Genomic DNA, 18113 nt, shown 5'->3' with positions numbered 1-18113 from the left:
GGACCTGCCCGGTCACCGGACGTACGGAGTCGGGCACATGCTGTACAGCCGATCTCCACCCGTCGGCAATCACACGGAAACGGCCGGGAAGCCGCGCGCCGGGCATCCTCCGGCGTGGAGCGGCTCACCGGCCGCGGCACGGCGGCGCGCCCGGAGCGCACCGGACCACGGGTGGTGCGAGCATCGGCACCGGAATCCGCAGAGCGAAGGCGACACGGCCACCGCGAAGGGGCCGAGGAGAGAGTGACGATGACCGATGCACGGGGTTCGGCCGGCCAGAACGGCGCAGCACACGCCCGGCGCGCGCCCGGCACGCCCTGCTGGGTGAGCCTGATGGCGCACGGGCTGACCTCGACCCAGGAGTTCTACGGAGCGCTGTTCGGCTGGGAGTTCCGGCCGGGCCCGCAGCAACTCGGGCCGTACGTACGGGCCGTGCTGGACGGCCGGGAGGTGGCCGGCATCGGTCAGCTGCCCCCGGACCGGCAACTGCCGATCGCCTGGACGCCCTATCTGGCCTCGGACGACGTGGACCAGACCGCCGAGGCCGTCCGGTCGTGCGGCGGCACGATCGGGGTGGGACCGCTGGACGCCGACGAGGCCGGGCGCCTCGCGATCGGCTCGGACCCCTCGGGCGCGGTGTTCGGCATCTGGCAGGCCGCCGCGCACCTCGGCATCGCCGTCACCGGCGTACCCGGCGCGACCGCCTGGAACGAACTGCTCACCTTCGAGTCCGCCACCGTCCTGAAGTTCTACGAGACCGTCTTCGGCTTCGAACGCCGCCCGGCCGACTCCACCGGCTCGGACGACATCACCCTCCTTCTGCATGGCCGCCCCGTCGTCAACATCCACGGCGTCGGCAACGCCCTTCCGAGGGACCGGGGCTCACACTGGTTGACGTACTTCGAGGTCGCCGACGTCGACGAGACCCTCCCCCGCCTCACCGCCCTCGGCGGCCACGTCCTCACCCCGGCCCACGACGGCCCCTGGGGCCGCACAGCCACCGTCACCGACCCGGAGGGCGCCCGCTTCGCCCTGATCCGAAGCCACACCTGACCTTCGGTCCGCGGCGGGGACGTACGGACTCCGTCCGCGCGGGCGGGGACGTACGGACTTCGGCCCGTGGCGGGAGACGTACGGGCTTCGGTCCGCGGCGGGAGACGAACGGGTGCAGCCGGTGCCGTCAGGCCGGCTGCACCGGCAGGACGTCCGGGGAGAGGGCCGCGGCCCGGGCCGAGGCGGCGGTCATGCGGCGGCGGTGGTGGTGGCGGCAGAGGACCTCGTAGCCGACGATCTCGTCGGCGGACTGGGTGACGTCGCCGACGACCACCTGGGCGCCCTCGACGACCATCTCGCCGCCGACGGTACGGGCGTTGTGCGTGGCGCGGGCGCCGCACCAGCACAGGGCCTCGACCTGGAGGACCTCGACGCGGTCGGCGAGTTCGACGAGCCGCTGGGAACCGGGGAAGAGCTTGGAGCGGAAGTCGGTGGTGATACCGAAGGCGTAGACGTCCAGGCCCAGGTCGTCGACGACGCGCGCGAGCTGGTCGATCTGCTCCTCCGCGAGGAACTGCGCCTCGTCGGCGATCACATAGTCCGCGCGGCCGCCCTGCGAGAGCAGGTCGACGAGGTAGGCGTACAGGTCGGTGCCGTCCTCGACCTCGACCGCGTCCGTCACAAGGCCGAGGCGCGAGGAGAGCTTGCCCTCGCCCGCGCGGTCGTTGCGGGTGAGGATCACGCCCTGGAGGCCGCGGGCGGACCGGTTGTGCTCTATCTGCAGAGCCAGCGTCGACTTCCCGCAGTCCATCGTTCCGGAGAAGAACACCAGCTCGGGCATGGGAAAGTGAGCACCTTTCGGCGGGGGGAACAAACGGGACCAGGGGTCAGGAGCGTACTTCGAGCAGCGGGACGAGCTGCTCGACCGGGGTCATCGAGCCGTGGTTGCCGACCATCGCCGACTCCTTGGGCTCCCGCTCGGAGGCGATGATCAGGACGTCGTCCCGGGCGGCGGCGACCACATCGCCGATCCGGGCGTACACCCGTTCGTCGATGTGCGGGCCGAACCAGCCCGCCGCGATCGCCTCGTCCCGCGAGGCCACCCAGAACTGTTCGCCGAGCACCTCGCGCCAGCAGGCCAGGACGTCGTTCTCGGCGCCCGGCAGCGCGTAGACGTGCCGCGCGCGGCCCTCGCCGCCGAGCAGGGTGACGCCGGCCTGGAGCTCCCAGTCCTCGTCGAAGTCGATGCGGTGCTGCTCGTCGAACGGTACGTCGATCATGCCGTGGTCGGCCGTGACGTAGAGCGCGGTGCGCGGCGGGAGCCGCTCGGCCAGCCGCTGCACGAGCCGGTCGACGTACATCAGCTGGCCGCGCCAGGTGTCGGAGGCGACGCCGTAGCGGTGCCCGGCGCCGTCCAGTTCGGCGTAGTACGTGTAGACCAGGGCGCGGTCGGCGGCGGCCAGCTGCTCGGCCGCGAAGTCCATGCGTTCCTCGCCCGTGAGCCGCCCGTGGAAGGTGCCACCGCTGAGCGCGACCTTGGTGAGCGGCGTGTTCTGGAAGGCCGGGGAGGACACCTGCGCGGCGTGCACGCCGGCGTCGTGGGCGAGCTGGAAGACCGTGGGGTACGGCTGCCAGGGGCCCGGCGGGGTCCACGGTTGCCAGCGCAGCTGGTTCATCAGCTCGCCGGTGTCGGGGTTGCGCACCGTGTAGCCGGGCAGGCCGTGGGCGCCCGGCGGCAGGCCGGTGCCGACGGAGGCGAGGGAGGTCGCGGTGGTCGCCGGGTAGCCCGCGGTGATCGGGCGGCCGGTACCGCCGCGCGAACTGGCGAGCAGCGAGGCCATGAACGGGGCCTCGTCCGGGTGCGCCCGCAACTGCTCCCAGCCGAGGCCGTCGATCAGGAACACGCAGGCGCGGTCGGACGCGGCGAGCTCGGTGATCGTCGCCGTCGTGCCGGGCACGCCCATGCCCGCGGCGATCGTGGGCAGCAGGTCGGCGAGCGAGCCGCTGCCGTACTCGGGTACGGGCGCGGACTCGACGGCGAGAGGTTCCGGGTGGTCCCAGGAGGCGGCGTGCACCATCAGCGGGCGGTGTCCGCGGTGGCCTCGGAGACGGCCTGGGCGAAGGCGAGCGCCTGGCGCACCGTCTCCGGCCCGTCCCCGGCCTCGCTCACCCGCAGGCTGAGGTCGTCGGCCGTGGAGCTGCCGGTGTAGCCGTGGTCGGCGTCGCAGTTGGGGTCGCCGCAGGCGGCGGGCTCCAGGTCGATGCGGGAGACCGCGCCCCAGCCGATGGTCAGCACGACCTCACGGGGCAGGGTGCCCGGCGCGTACTGCTCGGGGTTGGCCACGACCCGGCTCACCACGACCGAGGAGATCCGGTCGAGCTTCACCGACTCCGTGGAGGTGGTGGCGTACGGCGTCGGGGAGGTGGTGTCGGCGGCCTGCTCGTCGGTGTGGCTGACGATGAACCGGTTGCCGGTGAGGACCAGCACGGTCACATGCCGACGGACCTCGTTCTGGTCGAACGTGGTCTCCTGGTGGACCAGGTACGACCGGATGGGCTCGCCGCCCACGGCGGCCTCCACCGCCTCGGCCACGAGGGCCGGGTAGTAGCCGCTGCGCTCGATCGCCGCACGCAGCCCCTGGGTCGTCGTACTGGTCTTGGCCATGATGTCCATCCTACGGTGGCGCACTGACTGCGAGGGACCGGTCACGCACTCCTCGGTATACCCAGGGACGGGCCGGGGGTGCTCGGTACGCGGGCCGGGTGCGCGGACCGAGATCGTCGGCACTCGGGCAGGACGCGCGGGCGGAGGTCGTCAGTACACGGGCAGGGTGCGCGGGCGGAGGTCGTCAGTACACGGGCAGGGTGCGCGGACCGAGGTCGTCGCGCGCAGGCGGCGGGGCCAGGCGGACGGAGGCGCCCAGCACGCTCAGGCCATGCGGGGAGACGACGACCGGTTCCAGGGTGACGGCGACCACCTCGGGGTGGTCGTCGACCAGCCGGGACACGCGCAGCAGCAGTTCCTCCAGGGCCGGGGTGTCGACCGGGGTCGAACCGCGCCAGCCGAACAGCAGCGGCGCCGTCCGGATCGACCTGACCAGCGAGGTCGCCTCCCGGTCGGTGACCGGGATCAGCCGGTGCGCGGTGTCCCCGAGCAGCTGGGACGCGGCTCCGGCCAGCCCGAACGACAGCACGGCACCCGCCGCCGGGTCGATCACGGCCCGTACGACGGTGTCGACCCCGCGCGGGGCCATCGGCTGCACGACCGGCCGCAGCTCCTCGGGGGAACCGAACAGCTCGGTCAATTCGGTGTATGCCCGCCTCAGTTGCTCCTCGTCGGCCAGGTCGAGCCGGACACCGCCCAGGTCCGCGCGGTGCCGCAGATGCGGTGCGGTGGCCTTGAGGGCGACGGGGTATCCGAGGACCCGCGCGGACTGCGCGGCAACCTCGGGGGTGGGTGCCGGCAGGGCGCGCAGCACCCGTATCCCGTACGTCCCGAGCAGATCACCGGTCTCGTCGGTGCCGAGGGTGAGCCCCTGGCCCCGGGCGAGCAGCCCGCCGATCAGCGCGGCGGCGCCCTTCTCGTCGATGTCCTCGTACTCGGGGACCTTGCCCGGGTCGGTGGCCTCCCGCCGCCACTGGGCGTACTTCACGGCTTCGGCGAGGGCGCGCACGGCTCGTTCGGCGGCGGGGTAGGCGGGAATGAGGCGGGGGGCCGCGCCGGGTGCGGGTGGGCCGGCGGGGGCGGTGCCCGGTGTCTCGGCGGGCCGCCCGGCCGTGGCGTGGGGCTCGCGGTCCGCGGGGCGGAACGGGTGGGCGCCGCCCGCCCTGTCACCGGCCTGGGGCGCGGTGCTCGTCGCGGCCGACAGCGCGGCGGCGAGTCCACCGAGCTCGACGTGCACGACGAGCACCGGCTTGCCCGGCGTCTGTGCCGCCGCCGACCGCAGGGCCTCCGCCAGCTCCGCGTCGTCGGGCGAGCCCTCCCCGATCGCCGGGATGGCCGTCACGACGACCGCGTCGCACGTCTCGTCGGCCAGCGCCCGGGACAGCGCGCGCCGGAAGTCCTCCGCAGACGCCCCGGTCGTCAGGTCCAGCGGCGGCAGCGGCCGCAGGTCCTGGGACAGGCACGCGTCGTAGGTCAGCAGCCCGAGGGACTCGGAGTTCCCGAGGATCGCCACCCGGGGGCCGCCCGGCAGCGGCTGGCGCGCGAGCAGCAGCCCCGCGTCGACCAGCTCGGTGATCGTGTCGACCCGGATCACCCCGGCCTGCCGCAGCAGCGCGGACACCGTGTCGTGCGGCAGCCGCGTCGCCCGTACCGCGTGGCCCTGCGGGGCGGCGCCGCCGTGCCGGGCGCCCTGCACGACGACCAGTGGCTTCATCGCCGCCGTCCGCCGCGCGAGGCGGGTGAACTTGCGCGGGTTGCCGATGGACTCCAGATACATCAGGGCGACGTCGGTGTCCGGGTCGTCGTACCAGTACTGCACGACGTCGTTGCCGGAGACGTCCGCGCGGTTGCCGGCCGAGACGAAGGTGGACACACCGGTGACGCCGGTGACGCCGCCGCCGCGCCGGTGCAGCCGGGACAGCAGCGCGACGCCGATGGCCCCGGACTGGGTGAACAGCCCGATGCGGCCGGGCCGGGGCGGTTCGGGCGCGAGGGAGGCGTTCAGGCTGACCTCGGGCGAGGTGTTGATGATCCCGAAGGCGTTGGGCCCGATGATCCGCATGCCGTACGCGCGCGCGTGGCGGACGAGTTCACGCTGACGCGCGCGGCCGTCGGGCCCGCTCTCGGCGTACCCGGCGGAGATCACCACGAGTCCCTGCACCCCGTGTTCGCCGCACTCGGTGACGACGTCGGGCACGCGTCCGACGGGCACGGCGACGACCGCGAGGTCCACCGGCCCGGGGATGTCCCGCACCGAGCGGTGGGCCGGCACCCCGTCGAGTTCATTCAGGTCCTCGGGGAAGGCCCGGTTGACGGCGTACAGGTGTCCGGTGAAGCCCGCTTCCCGGATGTTGCCGAGGATGCCGCGGCCCACGCCGCCGGGGGTGCGGCCGACGCCGACGACGGCGACGGAACCCGGGGCGAGCAGCCGCCGCACGGACCGCGCCTCGGCGCGCTGCTCCCGCGCGCGCTGCACGGCGAGCGAGCGGTCGGTGGGTTCGAGGTCGAACTCCAGGCGTACGACACCGTCCTCGAAGCTGCGCTTCTGGGTGTACCCGGCGTCGGTGAACACCTTGATCATCTTGTTGTTGGCGGGCAGCACCTCGGCGGCGAACCGGCGGATGCCGCGCTCGCGGGCGACGGCCGCGACATGCTCCAGCAGGGCGGAGGCGACACCGCGGCCCTGGTGGGCGTCCTGCACCAGGAACGCCACCTCGGCCTCGTCGGCGGGGGCCGAGGCGGGTCGGCCGTCGGCGCCGATGCGGTCGTAGCGCACGGTCGCGATGAACTCGCCGCCGACGGTGGCCGCGAGGCCCACCCGGTCCACGAAGTCGTGGTGGGTGAAGCGATGGACGTCCTTGGCGGAAAGACGTGGGTAGGGCGCGAAGAAGCGGTAGTACTTCGACTCGTCGGAGACCTGCTCGTAGAAGCTGACCAGTCGCTCGGCGTCGTCGACGGTGATGGGGCGCACGCGCGCGGTGCCGCCGTCGCGCAGCACCACGTCGGCCTCCCAGTGGTCGGGGTACTCCTGCCGGTCCGGCGCGCTCTGCATGGGCCCCAGCGTACGGCTCGCGTACGACAACGGCGCGGGGCAGTCTGTGGAGGAAACACGCCGGGCCGAGGCCGCGGTCCGGCGACCGCGGCGGTATGGGACGGAGGGCCGTTCCCCGTCCCCAGGGCCACGGGACGGAGGACCGTTCCGGGCACCCCGCACAGTGTGGAACACTGGTCTAGACAACCCTGAGAAAGTGAAGGGCAGCATCACATGGCTGAGCGCCGCGTCAACGTCGGCTGGGCCGAGGGTCTCCACGCCCGCCCCGCCTCCATCTTCGTCCGAGCCGCCACGGCCGCAGGCGTCCCGGTGACGATCGCCAAGGCCGACGGCAACCCCGTCAACGCGGCCTCCATGCTGGCCGTCCTCGGCCTGGGCGCCCAGGGTGGCGAGGAGATCGTGCTCGCCTCCGACGCCGAGGGCGCGGCCGCCGCTCTCGACCGTCTGGCGAAGCTGGTCTCCGAGGGTCTTGAGGAGCTTCCCGAGACCGTCTGAGCGGCCCGAGCAGCTCACCCCGAAGCCGCGTCACCCGTCCGGGCGACGCGGCTTCACCGTTTCCCGGAACGGCACCAGAATTCATCGAAGAGAGGCGAGGGAATTCCCCGGGCATGCCTTTGAGCGCACAGCCGGAATTATCGGCGCACGCGAAGAAGGGCAGCGGAAAGACACCTCCACCACGAATATCTCCTCTTTGTATACGGTGCGCTTGTTAATGCCGCAGGCCCGACATGTTTACGGAATGTTGCGAAGTCCTCACCCGGTCGCCGCGGTCCGCCGATCCGGGAATACGCAGCCGGTGCGCCGCGCTCGCCCGTTCGGCGTGCAGCGCGGTGATCGCCCGCGCGCGTTCGCTGTCGCCGCGCGCCACGGCGTCCACGATCGCGCCGTGCTCGGCCCAGGACTCCACCGGACCGGCCGGCGGCTCCACGGAGTACATCCAGGCGATCTTGTGCCGCAGCTGGGTCAGCACGGAGATCAGGGCGGGGCTGCCGGAGGCCTGGGCGAGCGTCTCGTGGAACCAGCTCCCCAGGGACCGCAGATCGTCGCTGCTGCCGCGCCTGGCTCGCTCCTGGCCCAGTCGCACGAGACCGCGCAGCACCTTCAGATGGGCCTCGGTGCGCCGCTGGGCGGCCCGGGAGGCGCCGAGCGGCTCCAGCAGCATGCGCATCTCCAGGAGGTCCGCCGCCTCCTGCTCGGTGGGTTCGGCGACGCAGGCGCCCGCGTGCCGCCGGGTCACCACGAACCCCTCCGCCTCCAGCGTGCGCAGGGCCTCCCGGACGGGGACGCGCGAGACGCCGTAGCGCCGCGCCAGGACGTCCTCGGTGAGCCGGCTGCCGCGTTCGTAGACACCCGCGATGATGTCGTCCCGGATCGCCGTGCACACCGAGTGCGCCGGAACACGCATGACCGACCTCCGCATTAATCCCCATGAAACGTCGACGATTGACGTGTGTTCAGCGACTCTATTGCAATCACGCCGCATTTCCGAAGGCAGGCCGGAATCCATGAATACTTTTTGGACATACGACCGTCCCGGACAGCCGAATCGAACGCTCCGGCGACGGGCGGCGAACACGCTGACGACGGGAGCGAGGCTCCCTCGACGGGATCGGGACTCCGGGCGGCAGGAACGCCGAAAGCCCCGGCCGTGACGGCCGGGGCTTTCGGGACGAGATGCGCGAGTGACGACTAGCGCGGATCACTACATATGCGGATCACTACGTACGCAGGTCGCGGCGTCCGCAGGTCATGACGTACACGGGTCGCGACGTACGTGCCGGTGCGGGGATCAGAGGTTCACGCCGTGCGAGCGCAGGTAGGAGATCGGGTCGATGTCCGAGCCGTACTCCGAGGTCGTGCGCGCCTCGAAGTGCAGGTGCGGGCCGGTGACGTTGCCGGTTGCGCCGGACAGGCCCAGCTGCTGGCCCGGGACGACCGTCTGGCCCACCGAGACGGCGATGGAGGACAGGTGGCCGTACTGGGTGTAGGTGCCGTCGTGCATCCGGATCACCACCTGGTTGCCGTACGCGCCGCCCCAGCCCGCCTCGACGACGGTGCCCATGCCGACGGCCTGGACGACCGTGCCGCTGGCGGCGTGGAAGTCGACACCGGTGTGACTGCCGGAGGACCACACGGCGCCGCCCGTGCGGTAGCCGGTGGAGACGTAGGAGCCGGCGATCGGCGACACGAAGGTGTTCAGTCGCTTGCGCTCGGCCTCGCGGGCGGCACGCTCCTCGGCCTCACGGGCCGCCTCGGCCCGTGCCTCGGCGCGCTTCTTGGCGGCGGCCTCGGCTCGCTGCTCGGCGAGCGCCTCCTCGGCGGCCTGCTTCTGCGCGGCGGCCTGGGCGTCGATCTGGTCGGCGACGCTGTCGCCGATGGTGACGACCGGCAGCAGGCCCGTCTGCTCGGCCTCGGGCTCGGCCGCGAGAGCCGGTGCGGCCAGGGTGCCGATGACGCCGGTGGTGGTGAGCGCCGCGACGCCCGCCGCGCGGACGGTGCCGCGCTGCATCCGGCTGGGACGACGATGCTTCCCGGTGGCGCGGGTGAACGCCATGTAGTGGCTGGTCCTTTCCTTCCCTCTCGCCTACCGGGTTAGCTGACGGGTTCGGAGCAGGAAGGTCTCCTACGGACCCCCTCGCCTGAGCGCGGGCGTCCGATTCACCCCAGGGACTGCGATGGGTCCCCGGCTCCCCTGGCTCGCGCCGTGGGGGGACTCGGCGATGACTGTCCGGTGCCGCGGATGCGGCGCACTGCCTGACGAACAGCCCGCATGACGCTAAGGGGCCGGTCTTTCAATCCTCAAACCGATCAGAGGTTTTGTAGCGCACGCCACAGGGCAGAAGGGCTCCCTCTCCCGCAATCCCTCACCAATTCAGACAAAAACGGGCCCTGGTGACGCTCCGGTCACCAGGGCCCCACGCGCGCTTGACGTGAATCTCACCGCCACGCGCGCGTGCCCGCACGTCCCTACTCGGCCGTCACGACGGTGACTTCACCGATCCCGAGGGCCTCGACCGGCTCCTTGATCTGCGCCGCGTCACCGACGAGGACCGTCACCAGCCGGTCCACCGGGAAGGCGTTCACGACGGCCGCCGTGGCCTCCACCGTGCCGGTGACGGCGAGCTGCTGATACAGCGTCGCCTGGAAGTCGTCGGCCAGGTGCTGCTCGACCTGGTCGGCCAGCGTGCCCGCGACGGCGGCGGCGGTCTCGTACTTCAGCGGCGCCACACCGACCAGGTTCTGTACGGCGACGTCCCGCTCGGCGTCGGTCAGGCCCTCCGCCGCCAGCGTGCGCAGCACCGTCCACAGATCCGCCAGGGCGGGGCCGGTGTTCGGGGTGTCGACGGAACCACTGATGGCCAGTAGCGACACGCCCGAGCCGTCGGGCGCGGAGCGCAGCACCTGGCCGAACGACCGCACGCCGTAGGTGTAGCCCTTCTCCTCGCGCAGGACGCGGTCCAGGCGGGAGGTGAGGGTGCCGCCCAGGCAGTACGTGCCGAGCACCTGCGCGGGCCACACACGGTCGTGCCGGTCGGACCCGGCGCGGCCGATGAGCAGCTGGGTCTGCACGGCACCGGGCCGGTCCACGATGACGACCCGGCCGGTGTCGTCGGCGGTCACCGCGGGGACCGGCCGGGGCGCGGCCTTGGAGCCCGTCCAGGCGCCCAGGGTGTCGCCGAGCAGGGCGTCCAGGTCGATGCCTTCCAGGTCGCCGACGACCACCGCGGTGGCGGTGGCGGGGCGCACGTGCCGCTCGTAGAAGGCGCGCACGGCCGCGGAGTCGATCGCGGTGACCGTCTCCTCGGTGCCCTGGCGCGGGCGGGACATGCGCGAGGCCGTCGGGAACAGCTCCTTGGAGAGCTCCTTGGCCGCGCGCCGGCCCGGGTTGGCCAGCTCGTGCGGGATCTCGTCGAGGCGGTTGCGCACCAGCCGCTCGATCTCGCTGTCGGCGAAGGCGGGCGCCCGCAGCGCGTCGGCGAGCAGGCCGAGCGCCTTGGCCAGCCGGGAGACGGGGACCTCCAGGCTGAGGCGGACGCCCGGGTGGTCGGCGTGCGAGTCGAGGGTGGCGCCGCAGCGCTCCAGCTCGGCCGCGAAGTCCTCGGCGGAGTGCTTGTCGGTGCCCTCGGAGAAGGCGCGGGCCATGATCGTCGCCACGCCCTCCTGAGCGGCCGGCTCGGCGTCGAGCGGCGCGTCCAGGAGCACCTCGACGGCCACCACCTGCTGGCCGGGGCGGTGGCAGCGCAGCACCGTCAGGCCGTTGTCGAGGGTTCCGCGCGCGGGCGCCGGGAACGCCCAGGGCCGGGCCTCGCCCGCCTGGGGCTGGGGGTGGAAGTCCATGGTGGCGAGCTCGCTCACTTGGCCGTCTCCTCGTTCTTGTCGGCACCGGCCTCGACGGTGGCCTCGGCCTCCGGGTCCTCGGGGAAGTCCTCGTCCTCGGTGTGCTGCGCGGACTCCGCGGACAGCGGCTCGTAGACGAGCACCGCGCGGTTGTCGGGCCGCAGCCGTGCCGCGGCGACCTCGCGGACCTCCTCTGCCGTCACCTCCAGCACGCGCTCCACGGCGGTCAGGGCGAGCTGCGGGTCGCCGAACAGCACCGCGAAGCGGCACAGTTCGTCGGCGCGGCCGGCGACCGTGCCGAGCCGGTCCAGCCACTCGCGCTCCAACTGCGCCTGGGCGCGCTCCATCTCCTCGGCGGTCGGCCCCTCCTTGGCGAACCGGGCGAGCTCCTCGTCGATGGCGGCCTCGATGACCGGCACCTCGACGTCCCCGGAGGTCTTGACGTCCAGCCAGCCCAGCGAGGGCGCCCCGGCCAGGCGCAGCAGACCGAAGCCGGCCGCGACGGCCGTACGGTCACGGCGTACCAGCCGGTTGTACAGGCGTGAGGACTCGCCGCCGCCGAGGACGGTGAGCGCCAGGTCGACGGCGTCGCACGCGCGCGTGCCGTCGTGCGGCAGCCGGTAGGCGGCCATCAGGGCCCGCGCGGGGACCTCCTCCTCGACGACCTCGCGCAACTGCTCGCCGATCACGTCGGGCAGTGTGCCGTCGCGCGGGGCGGGCTTGCCGTCGTGGGCCGCGATGGTGCCGAAGTACTTCTCGATCCAGGCGAGCGTCTGCTCGGGATCGATGTCGCCGACCACGGACAGGACCGCGTTGTTGGGCGCGTAGTACGTGCGGAAGAACGCGCGCGCGTCCTCCAGGGTCGCCGCGTCCAGGTCGGCCATCGAACCGATGGGCGTGTGGTGGTACGGGTGGCCCTCGGGGTAGGCGAGGGCGGTCAGCTTCTCGAACGCGGTGCCGTAGGGCACGTTGTCGTAGCGCTGGCGGCGCTCGTTCTTGACGACGTCGCGCTGGTTCTCCATGGACTCGTCGTCCAGGGCCGCCAGCAGCGAGCCCATGCGGTCGGCCTCCAGCCAGAGAGCGAGTTCCAGCTGGTGGGTGGGCATGGTCTCGAAATAGTTGGTGCGCTCGAAACTGGTGGTGCCGTTGAGCGAGCCGCCCGCGCCCTGCACCAGTTCGAAGTGGCCGTTGCCCTTGACCTGTCCCGAGCCCTGGAACATCAGGTGCTCGAAAAGGTGAGCCAGCCCGGTGCGTCCCTTGACCTCGTGGCGGGAGCCGACGTCGTACCAGAGGCACACCGCCGCGACCGGGGTCAGGTGGTCCTCGGACAGCACCACGCGCAGGCCATTGGCCAGGCGGTGCTCGGTCGCTGTCAGGCCCCCGGAGCCTGCCTGGTCTGTGGCCGTGTGACCCATGGGCATGTACGTCCCTTCGATGGCTGTCGCGGTCACTGAAAACCGCTGTTCTCCTGCCGGTCCTGCCACTGTATGCAAGCGTGCGGACCGCTGGTGAAGTTCCCGGCCGCCGTACGCCGAGAGCGAGATCCCGTAGCCTGCGGGCACATGTGCCACTGGCGATGCCGGGTCCTGGTCCGGTGTTGTCAGTACCCAGGTCCACAATGGTCCGCGTCAGATCCCGTTCACGCTTCAGATCAAGGAGCCGGCAGCGATGGCCCGCCGCAGCACGAAGACCCCGCCGCCCGACGACTCGTACGAGGAGAAGATCCTCGACATCGACGTCGTCGACGAGATGCAGGGCTCCTTCCTCGAGTACGCGTACTCGGTCATCTACTCCCGCGCCCTGCCGGACGCCCGCGACGGCCTCAAGCCGGTGCACCGCCGCATCGTCTACCAGATGAACGAGATGGGGCTGCGCCCCGAGCGCGGCTACGTGAAGTGCGCCCGTGTCGTCGGCGAGGTCATGGGCAAGCTGCACCCGCACGGTGACGCGTCGATCTACGACGCCCTGGTGCGCATGGCGCAGCCGTTCTCGATGCGTGTCCCGCTGGTCGACGGTCACGGCAACTTCGGCTCCCTGGGCAACGACGACCCACCCGCCGCCATGCGGTACACCGAGTGCCGGATGGCCGAGGCCACCAGCCTGATGACCGAGTCGATCGACGAGGACACGGTCGACTTCGCACCGAACTACGACGGCCAGGAGCAGGAGCCGGTGGCTCTGCCGGCCGCCTTCCCGAACCTGCTGGTCAACGGCGCCTCGGGCATCGCGGTCGGCATGGCGACGAACATGCCGCCGCACAACCTGCGCGAGGTCATCGCGGCCGCCCGCCACCTGATCAAGTACCCGAACGCCGACCTCGACACCCTGATGCGGCACGTGCCGGGCCCCGACCTGCCCACCGGCGGCCGGGTCGTGGGCCTGGCCGGCATCCGCGACGCCTACGAGACCGGCCGCGGCACCTTCAAGATCCGCGCGACGGTCTCCGTGGACACGGTCACCGCGCGCCGCAAGGGCCTGGTCGTCACCGAGCTGCCGTTCACGGTCGGCCCGGAGAAGGTCATCGCCAAGATCAAGGACCTGGTCGGCTCGAAGAAGCTCCAGGGCATCGCCGACGTCAAGGACCTCACCGACCGCGAGCACGGCCTGCGCCTGGTCATCGAGATCAAGAACGGCTTCGTGCCCGAGGCGGTCCTGGAGCAGCTCTACAAGCTGACGCCGATGGAGGAGTCCTTCGGCATCAACAACGTCGCGCTCGTCGACGGCCAGCCGCTCACCCTCGGCCTCAAGGAGTTGCTGGAGGTCTACCTCGACCACCGCTTCGAGGTCGTGCGGCGCCGCAGCGAGTACCGCCGCGGCAAGCGCCGCGACCGGCTGCACCTGGTCGAGGGCCTGCTCACCGCGCTGGTGGACATCGACGAGGTGATCCGCCTGATCCGCTCCAGCGAGAACTCCGCGCAGGCCAAGGAGCGCCTGATGGAGCACTTCTCGCTCAGCGCGGTCCAGACGCAGTACATCCTCGACACGCCGCTGCGCCGCCTGACCAAGTACGACCGGATCGAGCTGGAGGCGGAGAAGGACCGGCTGAACGTCGAGATCGAGGAGCTGACCCGGATCCTGGAGTCGGACACGGAGCTGCGCAGGCTGGTCTCGAACGAGCTGGCCGCGGTCGCCAAGAAGTTCGGCACCGACCGCCGTACGGTCCTGCTGGAGTCCGCGGGCGCCCCGGCCCCCACGGTGTCCCTCCAGGTCGCCGACGACCCCTGCCGGGTGCTGCTGTCCTCGACGGGCCTGCTGGCGCGTACGGCGACGGGTGAGCCCCTTCCAGAGGACACCGACGGGCGGCGCGCCAAGCACGACGTGATCGTCTCCGCGGTGCCGACCACCGCGCGGGGCGAGGTGGGTGTGGTCACCTCGACCGGCCGGCTGCTGCGGCTGAACGTGGTCGACCTGCCCCAGCTGCCGGACACGGCGACCGCGCCGAACCTGTCGGGCGGGGCGCCGCTCGCGGAGTTCGTCTCGCTGGAGGACGACGAGACGATCGTCTGTCTGACCACGCTCGACGAGTCCTCCCCCGGTCTGGCGCTCGGCACCGAACAGGGCGTGGTCAAGCGCGTGGTGCCCGACTACCCGTCGAACAAGGACGAGCTGGAGGTCATCACCCTCAAGGACGGCGACCGGATCGTCGGCGGGGTGGAGCTGCGCACCGGCGAGGAGGACCTGGTCTTCATCACGGACGACGCCCAACTGCTGCGCTATCAGGCCTCGCAGGTGCGTCCGCAGGGCCGTCCGGCCGGTGGCATGGCGGGCGTCAAGCTCACCGAGGGCGCGAAGGTCATCTCGTTCACGGCGGTGGACCCGGCGGTCGACGCGGTGGTGTTCACGATCGCGGGCTCACGCGGCACGCTGGACGACTCCGTGCAGACGACGGCCAAGCTGACCCCGTTCGACCAGTATCCGCGCAAGGGGCGGGCCACCGGTGGCGTGCGCTGCCAGCGGTTCCTGAAGGGCGAGGACTGTCTGTCCCTGGCCTGGGCGGGCCCCGTTCCGGCGCGGGCCGCCCAGAAGAACGGCACGCCGGCCGAGCTGCCCGAGCCTGATCCGCGCCGTGACGGGTCGGGGGTCTCGCTGGCGAAGACGGTGTCTGTGGTGGCGGGGCCGGTCTTCTAGAGGGTGGATCCTGTGCCGCCGACTCTGCGGAGGCCGGTCGGTCAGAGGCCGGGTTTGCCGCCCGGTTCCTCGGCCGGTTCCTCGGCCGGTTCCTCAGCGGGGTCCTCGCCGAGGTCCTCCTCCGGGGCGCGGACGTAGCGCAGGACGCCCCACATGCCGTGCTCGTCGGCGTGCGGGGCGTCGCTCCTGCACGCGTCGAGTTCCTTGGCGAGGGCGGGCGCGTCGATGCCGGAGCCGATGAGGACGAGCTGGGTCAGGCGGGCGTCGGCCGCCGCGGCAGCCGCCCAGGGCTCCGGTCGGAAACGCAGGAACCTCCCCACGGCGTGCACGGCGTACCGGTTGCGCGGGTCGTGCGGCCCGAAGTCGACGTACCCCTTGATCCGGTACAGCCCTTCCGGGCGGCTGTCGAGGAAGCCCATCAAACGGCGGGGGTCGAGAGGGAGTTCGGAGACGAAGGACACGCTGTCGTAGGCGGTGTGGAGGTGGCCCGCGTGGCCGACGTGGCCGACGTGGCCGACGTGGCCGACGACCGGGTGATCGTCGGTCGCATGCTTGTCGGACGCGTGGCCGACGGCCGGGTGGTTGTCGGACACGTGGTCGTCGGGCAAGTCGTCGTCGGGCAAGTCGTCGTCGGACGCGTGGTGGTCCGCCGAGTGGCCGCCCTCGGCGTCGTCGACCGTGTTGTCGTCCCGTACGGGCCGCTCGTACAGATCGTCGAAGGACAGCTGCCCGATGCGCTCCTCGCTGGGTCGGCAGTCGAAGAGGAACTCCGGGTCGATACGGCCGTACGCTGCGGGGACGACGGCTGCGCGGTCAGTGAGGGAGCGGACGAGACCGAGGACGCGCGCGGGGTCCGCCGCCCGGTCGGTCTTGTTGACCACCACCAGGTCGGCGAGCGCGAGATGGCGGTCGATCTCGGGGTGCCGCGCGCGCGTGTCGTCGAACTCGACGGCGTCCACGACCTCGACGAGCCCGCCGTAGACGATGTCGGGCAACTCACTCGCCAGCACCATCCGCACGAGTTCCTCCGGCTCGGCGAGTCCGCTGGCCTCGATGACGATGACGTCGATACCGGCCGCGGGGTGGGCGAGCCGCTTCAGGTAGACGTCGAGTTCACTCGCGTCCACGGCGCAGCACAGACAGCCGTTGCCGAGGGACACGGTCGAGTCGCCCAGCGCGCCGGCCACGGCCAGGGCGTCGATCTCGATCGCGCCGAAGTCGTTGACGATCGCGCCGATACGGCTGCCTCCGCTGTGGTGCAGGAGGTGGTTGAGCAGCGTGGTCTTGCCGGAACCCAGGAATCCGGCGAGCACGACGACGGGGATCTGCCGCGGACTCGGACCCAATGTGCGACCTCTCTCACGCCCACGCGCACACCGGCTCGCAACCGTGCGCGCTTTGAGGATTGACAGCCGCCCCAGGATACGAGCCGCAGGAAACCCGGTGATGTGAACGATTGTTAGCAGCATTTGCGGGGCAGACGTCTGGCAAGGCGCCGGGGAGTGCGAGACGTGTGCGACCCTCGCATCCCTCATGCGCCTCCTCTCTCCGCCTCCCTGCCGATCAGAGCGCGACATCCCCGACGCCTGAGCAGCACCCGCCCGCCACCGGGCCCCGGCATCGTCCCCCGTGCGACGCCGGGGCCTTGCCCGTTCTCGGGCGACCCGCCCGCTCTCAAGCGGCCCAGGTCGGTCTCAGGCGCCACCCGGCTCGACCTCAAGCGGCCCGGCCGGGAACCGGCACCGGCGGCACCGGACCCACGTACCGCGCCACCGGCCGGATGATCTTCGAGTCCTCGGCCTGCTCCAGGATGTTCGCGCTCCAGCCCACCACCCGCGCCGCCGCGAAGGTCGGCGTGAACATGTCCCGCGGCAGCCCGCACAGTTCCATGACCAGGCCCGCGTAGAACTCGACGTTGGTGTGCAGTTCACGGCCCGGCTTCAGCTCGGCGAGCACCGCCTCCACACCGCGCTCGACCTGCACGGCGAACTCGACCCGCTCACCGCCGAACCCCTGCGCGATCTCTCGCAGCATCCTCGACCGGGGGTCCTCGGTGCGGTACACCGCGTGCCCGAAGCCCATGATCCGGTCGCCCGCGAGGACGCGTTCGCGCACCCAGGGGTCGATGCGGTCCGAGGTGCCAATGGCGTCCAGGGTGTCGAGCGCGCGGCTGGGGGCACCGCCGTGCAGGGGGCCGGACAGCGCGCCGACGGCGCCGACAAGGCAGGCGGCGACGTCCGCGCCGGTCGAGGCGACCACACGCGCCGTGAAGGTTGACGCATTGAATCCGTGGTCAATGGTTGAGATCAAGTATTGCTCGACGGCACGGGCATGCCGCGGGTCGGGCTCCGAACCGGTCAACATGTACAGGTAGTTGGCCGCATACGACAGATCCTCACGAGGCTGGACCGGATCAAGTCCGAGGCCCAGGCGGTGCAGTGTTGTCAACAGTGTCGGCACGGCAGCGGTCGCCGTCACGACGTCCATACGTCGCTGAGTGGCGTCAATGTCGTACACCGGTCGGAAGCCCTTGGCCGCCCCCAGCAGCGACAGCGCCGTGCGCAGACCCGCGAGCGGGCCGGAGCGGCCACCGCCCACCGCGATCGCGGGCAGCGCCGCGGCCACCTCGTCGGGCAGGCGCCGCAGCGCGGCCGTCTCGGCGGCGAAGGCGGCGCTCCGCCCGGCATCGGGGAGTTCGCCGTGGACCAGGAGATGCCAGACGTCCTCGAAACCGCGGGTCTGCGCGAGCTCGACGGCCGAGTACTGGCGGTAGTGGTAGAAGCCCTCGCGTCCCCGTACGTCGCCGATCTCGGTGTCGGTGACGACTACGCCCGAGAGCCCTCGCGGTACGTCGACAAGAGTTGATGCGGATCGGTTGACGGACATGTTTCCTCCCTGGACTTGATTCGACTGTCCACGGTTGACTCAATGTCTGTC

General features: G+C 71.8%; 13 protein-coding genes and 1 riboswitch. Of the genes, 3 read left to right on the top strand and 10 right to left on the bottom strand.

Annotated elements, in window-relative coordinates:
* Nucleotides 1-249: 249 nt before the first annotated feature.
* Nucleotides 250-1053, top strand: a complete 804-nt coding sequence (locus ABZZ79_RS19405) for a VOC family protein (protein WP_356690260.1) — start codon at nt 250-252, stop codon at nt 1051-1053.
* A 127-nt stretch (nt 1054-1180) separates the two neighbouring features.
* Here ABZZ79_RS19405 and ABZZ79_RS19400 read toward each other — a convergent pair whose 3' ends face one another.
* The 4 genes from ABZZ79_RS19400 to ABZZ79_RS19385 form a co-directional block, all read right to left on the bottom strand.
* The gene (locus ABZZ79_RS19400; RefSeq protein ID WP_356690258.1) at nt 1181-1834 is read right to left on the bottom strand and encodes a thymidine kinase; all 654 of its coding nucleotides are present in this window, start codon (nt 1832-1834) and stop codon (nt 1181-1183) included.
* A gap of 46 nt (nt 1835-1880) precedes the next feature.
* Entirely contained in the window at nt 1881-3071 is a 1191-nt protein-coding gene (locus tag ABZZ79_RS19395; protein ID WP_356690256.1) for a nucleotide pyrophosphatase/phosphodiesterase family protein, read from the bottom strand.
* Nucleotides 3071-3667: a DUF5998 family protein gene (locus tag ABZZ79_RS19390; RefSeq protein ID WP_356690445.1), complete on the bottom strand. Its 597-nt coding sequence runs from the start codon at nt 3665-3667 to the stop codon at nt 3071-3073. Before ABZZ79_RS19390 ends, ABZZ79_RS19395 begins: the two co-directional genes overlap by 1 nt.
* A 175-nt stretch (nt 3668-3842) precedes the next feature.
* The gene (locus tag ABZZ79_RS19385; protein ID WP_356690254.1) at nt 3843-6710 is read right to left on the bottom strand and encodes a GNAT family N-acetyltransferase; all 2868 of its coding nucleotides are present in this window, start codon (nt 6708-6710) and stop codon (nt 3843-3845) included.
* Between the two features lie 213 nt (nt 6711-6923).
* On the opposite strand from ABZZ79_RS19385, the gene ABZZ79_RS19380 reads away from it, so the two are divergent.
* On the top strand, nt 6924-7205 hold the full coding sequence (locus ABZZ79_RS19380) for an HPr family phosphocarrier protein (RefSeq protein ID WP_356690252.1): 282 nt from the start codon (nt 6924-6926) through the stop codon (nt 7203-7205).
* A 214-nt stretch (nt 7206-7419) separates the two neighbouring features.
* On the opposite strand, the gene ABZZ79_RS19375 is transcribed toward ABZZ79_RS19380, so the two are convergent.
* From ABZZ79_RS19375 to ABZZ79_RS19360, 4 genes are all read right to left on the bottom strand, one after another.
* Nucleotides 7420-8115, bottom strand: a complete 696-nt coding sequence (locus ABZZ79_RS19375) for a GntR family transcriptional regulator (RefSeq protein WP_356690250.1) — start codon at nt 8113-8115, stop codon at nt 7420-7422.
* 384 nt (nt 8116-8499) lie between these two features.
* On the bottom strand, nt 8500-9264 hold the full coding sequence (locus ABZZ79_RS19370) for a M23 family metallopeptidase (RefSeq protein ID WP_356690248.1): 765 nt from the start codon (nt 9262-9264) through the stop codon (nt 8500-8502).
* A gap of 12 nt (nt 9265-9276) precedes the next feature.
* A riboswitch (cyclic di-AMP (ydaO/yuaA leader) is annotated at nt 9277-9440 on the bottom strand.
* Nucleotides 9441-9677: 237 nt separating this feature from the next.
* A complete protein-coding gene (locus ABZZ79_RS19365; RefSeq protein ID WP_356690246.1) occupies nt 9678-11066 on the bottom strand; it encodes a pitrilysin family protein in 1389 nt (462 codons plus the stop codon).
* Nucleotides 11063-12469 carry a pitrilysin family protein gene (locus ABZZ79_RS19360; RefSeq protein WP_356690244.1) on the bottom strand — a complete coding sequence of 469 codons (1407 nt, stop codon included), beginning with the start codon at nt 12467-12469 and terminating at the stop codon, nt 11063-11065. The genes ABZZ79_RS19365 and ABZZ79_RS19360 overlap by 4 nt, the downstream gene beginning before the upstream one ends.
* A 247-nt stretch (nt 12470-12716) precedes the next feature.
* Here ABZZ79_RS19360 and ABZZ79_RS19355 point away from each other — a divergent pair, with 247 nt between their 5' ends.
* Nucleotides 12717-15176 (top strand): DNA topoisomerase IV subunit A, encoded by a 2460-nt coding sequence (locus ABZZ79_RS19355; RefSeq protein WP_356690242.1) that lies wholly within the window; start codon nt 12717-12719, stop codon nt 15174-15176.
* Nucleotides 15177-15217: 41 nt separating this feature from the next.
* Here ABZZ79_RS19355 and ABZZ79_RS19350 read toward each other — a convergent pair whose 3' ends face one another.
* Together ABZZ79_RS19350 and ABZZ79_RS19345 are read right to left on the bottom strand one after the other, a co-directional pair.
* Nucleotides 15218-16522, bottom strand: coding sequence for a CobW family GTP-binding protein (locus ABZZ79_RS19350; protein ID WP_356690240.1), 1305 nt, complete (start codon nt 16520-16522; stop codon nt 15218-15220).
* Between the two features lie 370 nt (nt 16523-16892).
* Nucleotides 16893-18062, bottom strand: coding sequence for a citrate synthase/methylcitrate synthase (locus ABZZ79_RS19345; protein WP_356690238.1), 1170 nt, complete (start codon nt 18060-18062; stop codon nt 16893-16895).
* Nucleotides 18063-18113 lie beyond the last annotated feature (51 nt).

It is taken from the genome of Streptomyces sp. NPDC006458 (assembly GCF_040612135.1).
Classification (GTDB): domain Bacteria; phylum Actinomycetota; class Actinomycetes; order Streptomycetales; family Streptomycetaceae; genus Streptomyces.
The sequence above is the reverse complement of the archived record's forward strand: the minus strand, read 5'-3'. Positions and strand labels throughout refer to the sequence as shown.

Excerpts from the sequence above, each read along its gene's own strand:
- ABZZ79_RS19405 (WP_356690260.1), top strand. The coding sequence starts at position 250 with ATGACCGATGCACGGGGTTCGGCCGGCCAGAACGGCGCAGCACACGCC.
- ABZZ79_RS19400 (WP_356690258.1), bottom strand. The coding sequence starts at position 1,834 with ATGCCCGAGCTGGTGTTCTTCTCCGGAACGATGGACTGCGGGAAGTCG.
- ABZZ79_RS19395 (WP_356690256.1), bottom strand. The coding sequence starts at position 3,071 with ATGGTGCACGCCGCCTCCTGGGACCACCCGGAACCTCTCGCCGTCGAG.
- ABZZ79_RS19390 (WP_356690445.1), bottom strand. The coding sequence starts at position 3,667 with ATGGACATCATGGCCAAGACCAGTACGACGACCCAGGGGCTGCGTGCG.
- ABZZ79_RS19385 (WP_356690254.1), bottom strand. The coding sequence starts at position 6,710 with ATGCAGAGCGCGCCGGACCGGCAGGAGTACCCCGACCACTGGGAGGCC.
- ABZZ79_RS19380 (WP_356690252.1), top strand. The coding sequence starts at position 6,924 with ATGGCTGAGCGCCGCGTCAACGTCGGCTGGGCCGAGGGTCTCCACGCC.
- ABZZ79_RS19375 (WP_356690250.1), bottom strand. The coding sequence starts at position 8,115 with ATGCGTGTTCCGGCGCACTCGGTGTGCACGGCGATCCGGGACGACATC.
- ABZZ79_RS19370 (WP_356690248.1), bottom strand. The coding sequence starts at position 9,264 with ATGGCGTTCACCCGCGCCACCGGGAAGCATCGTCGTCCCAGCCGGATG.
- ABZZ79_RS19360 (WP_356690244.1), bottom strand. The coding sequence starts at position 12,469 with ATGCCCATGGGTCACACGGCCACAGACCAGGCAGGCTCCGGGGGCCTG.
- ABZZ79_RS19355 (WP_356690242.1), top strand. The coding sequence starts at position 12,717 with ATGGCCCGCCGCAGCACGAAGACCCCGCCGCCCGACGACTCGTACGAG.
- ABZZ79_RS19345 (WP_356690238.1), bottom strand. The coding sequence starts at position 18,062 with ATGTCCGTCAACCGATCCGCATCAACTCTTGTCGACGTACCGCGAGGG.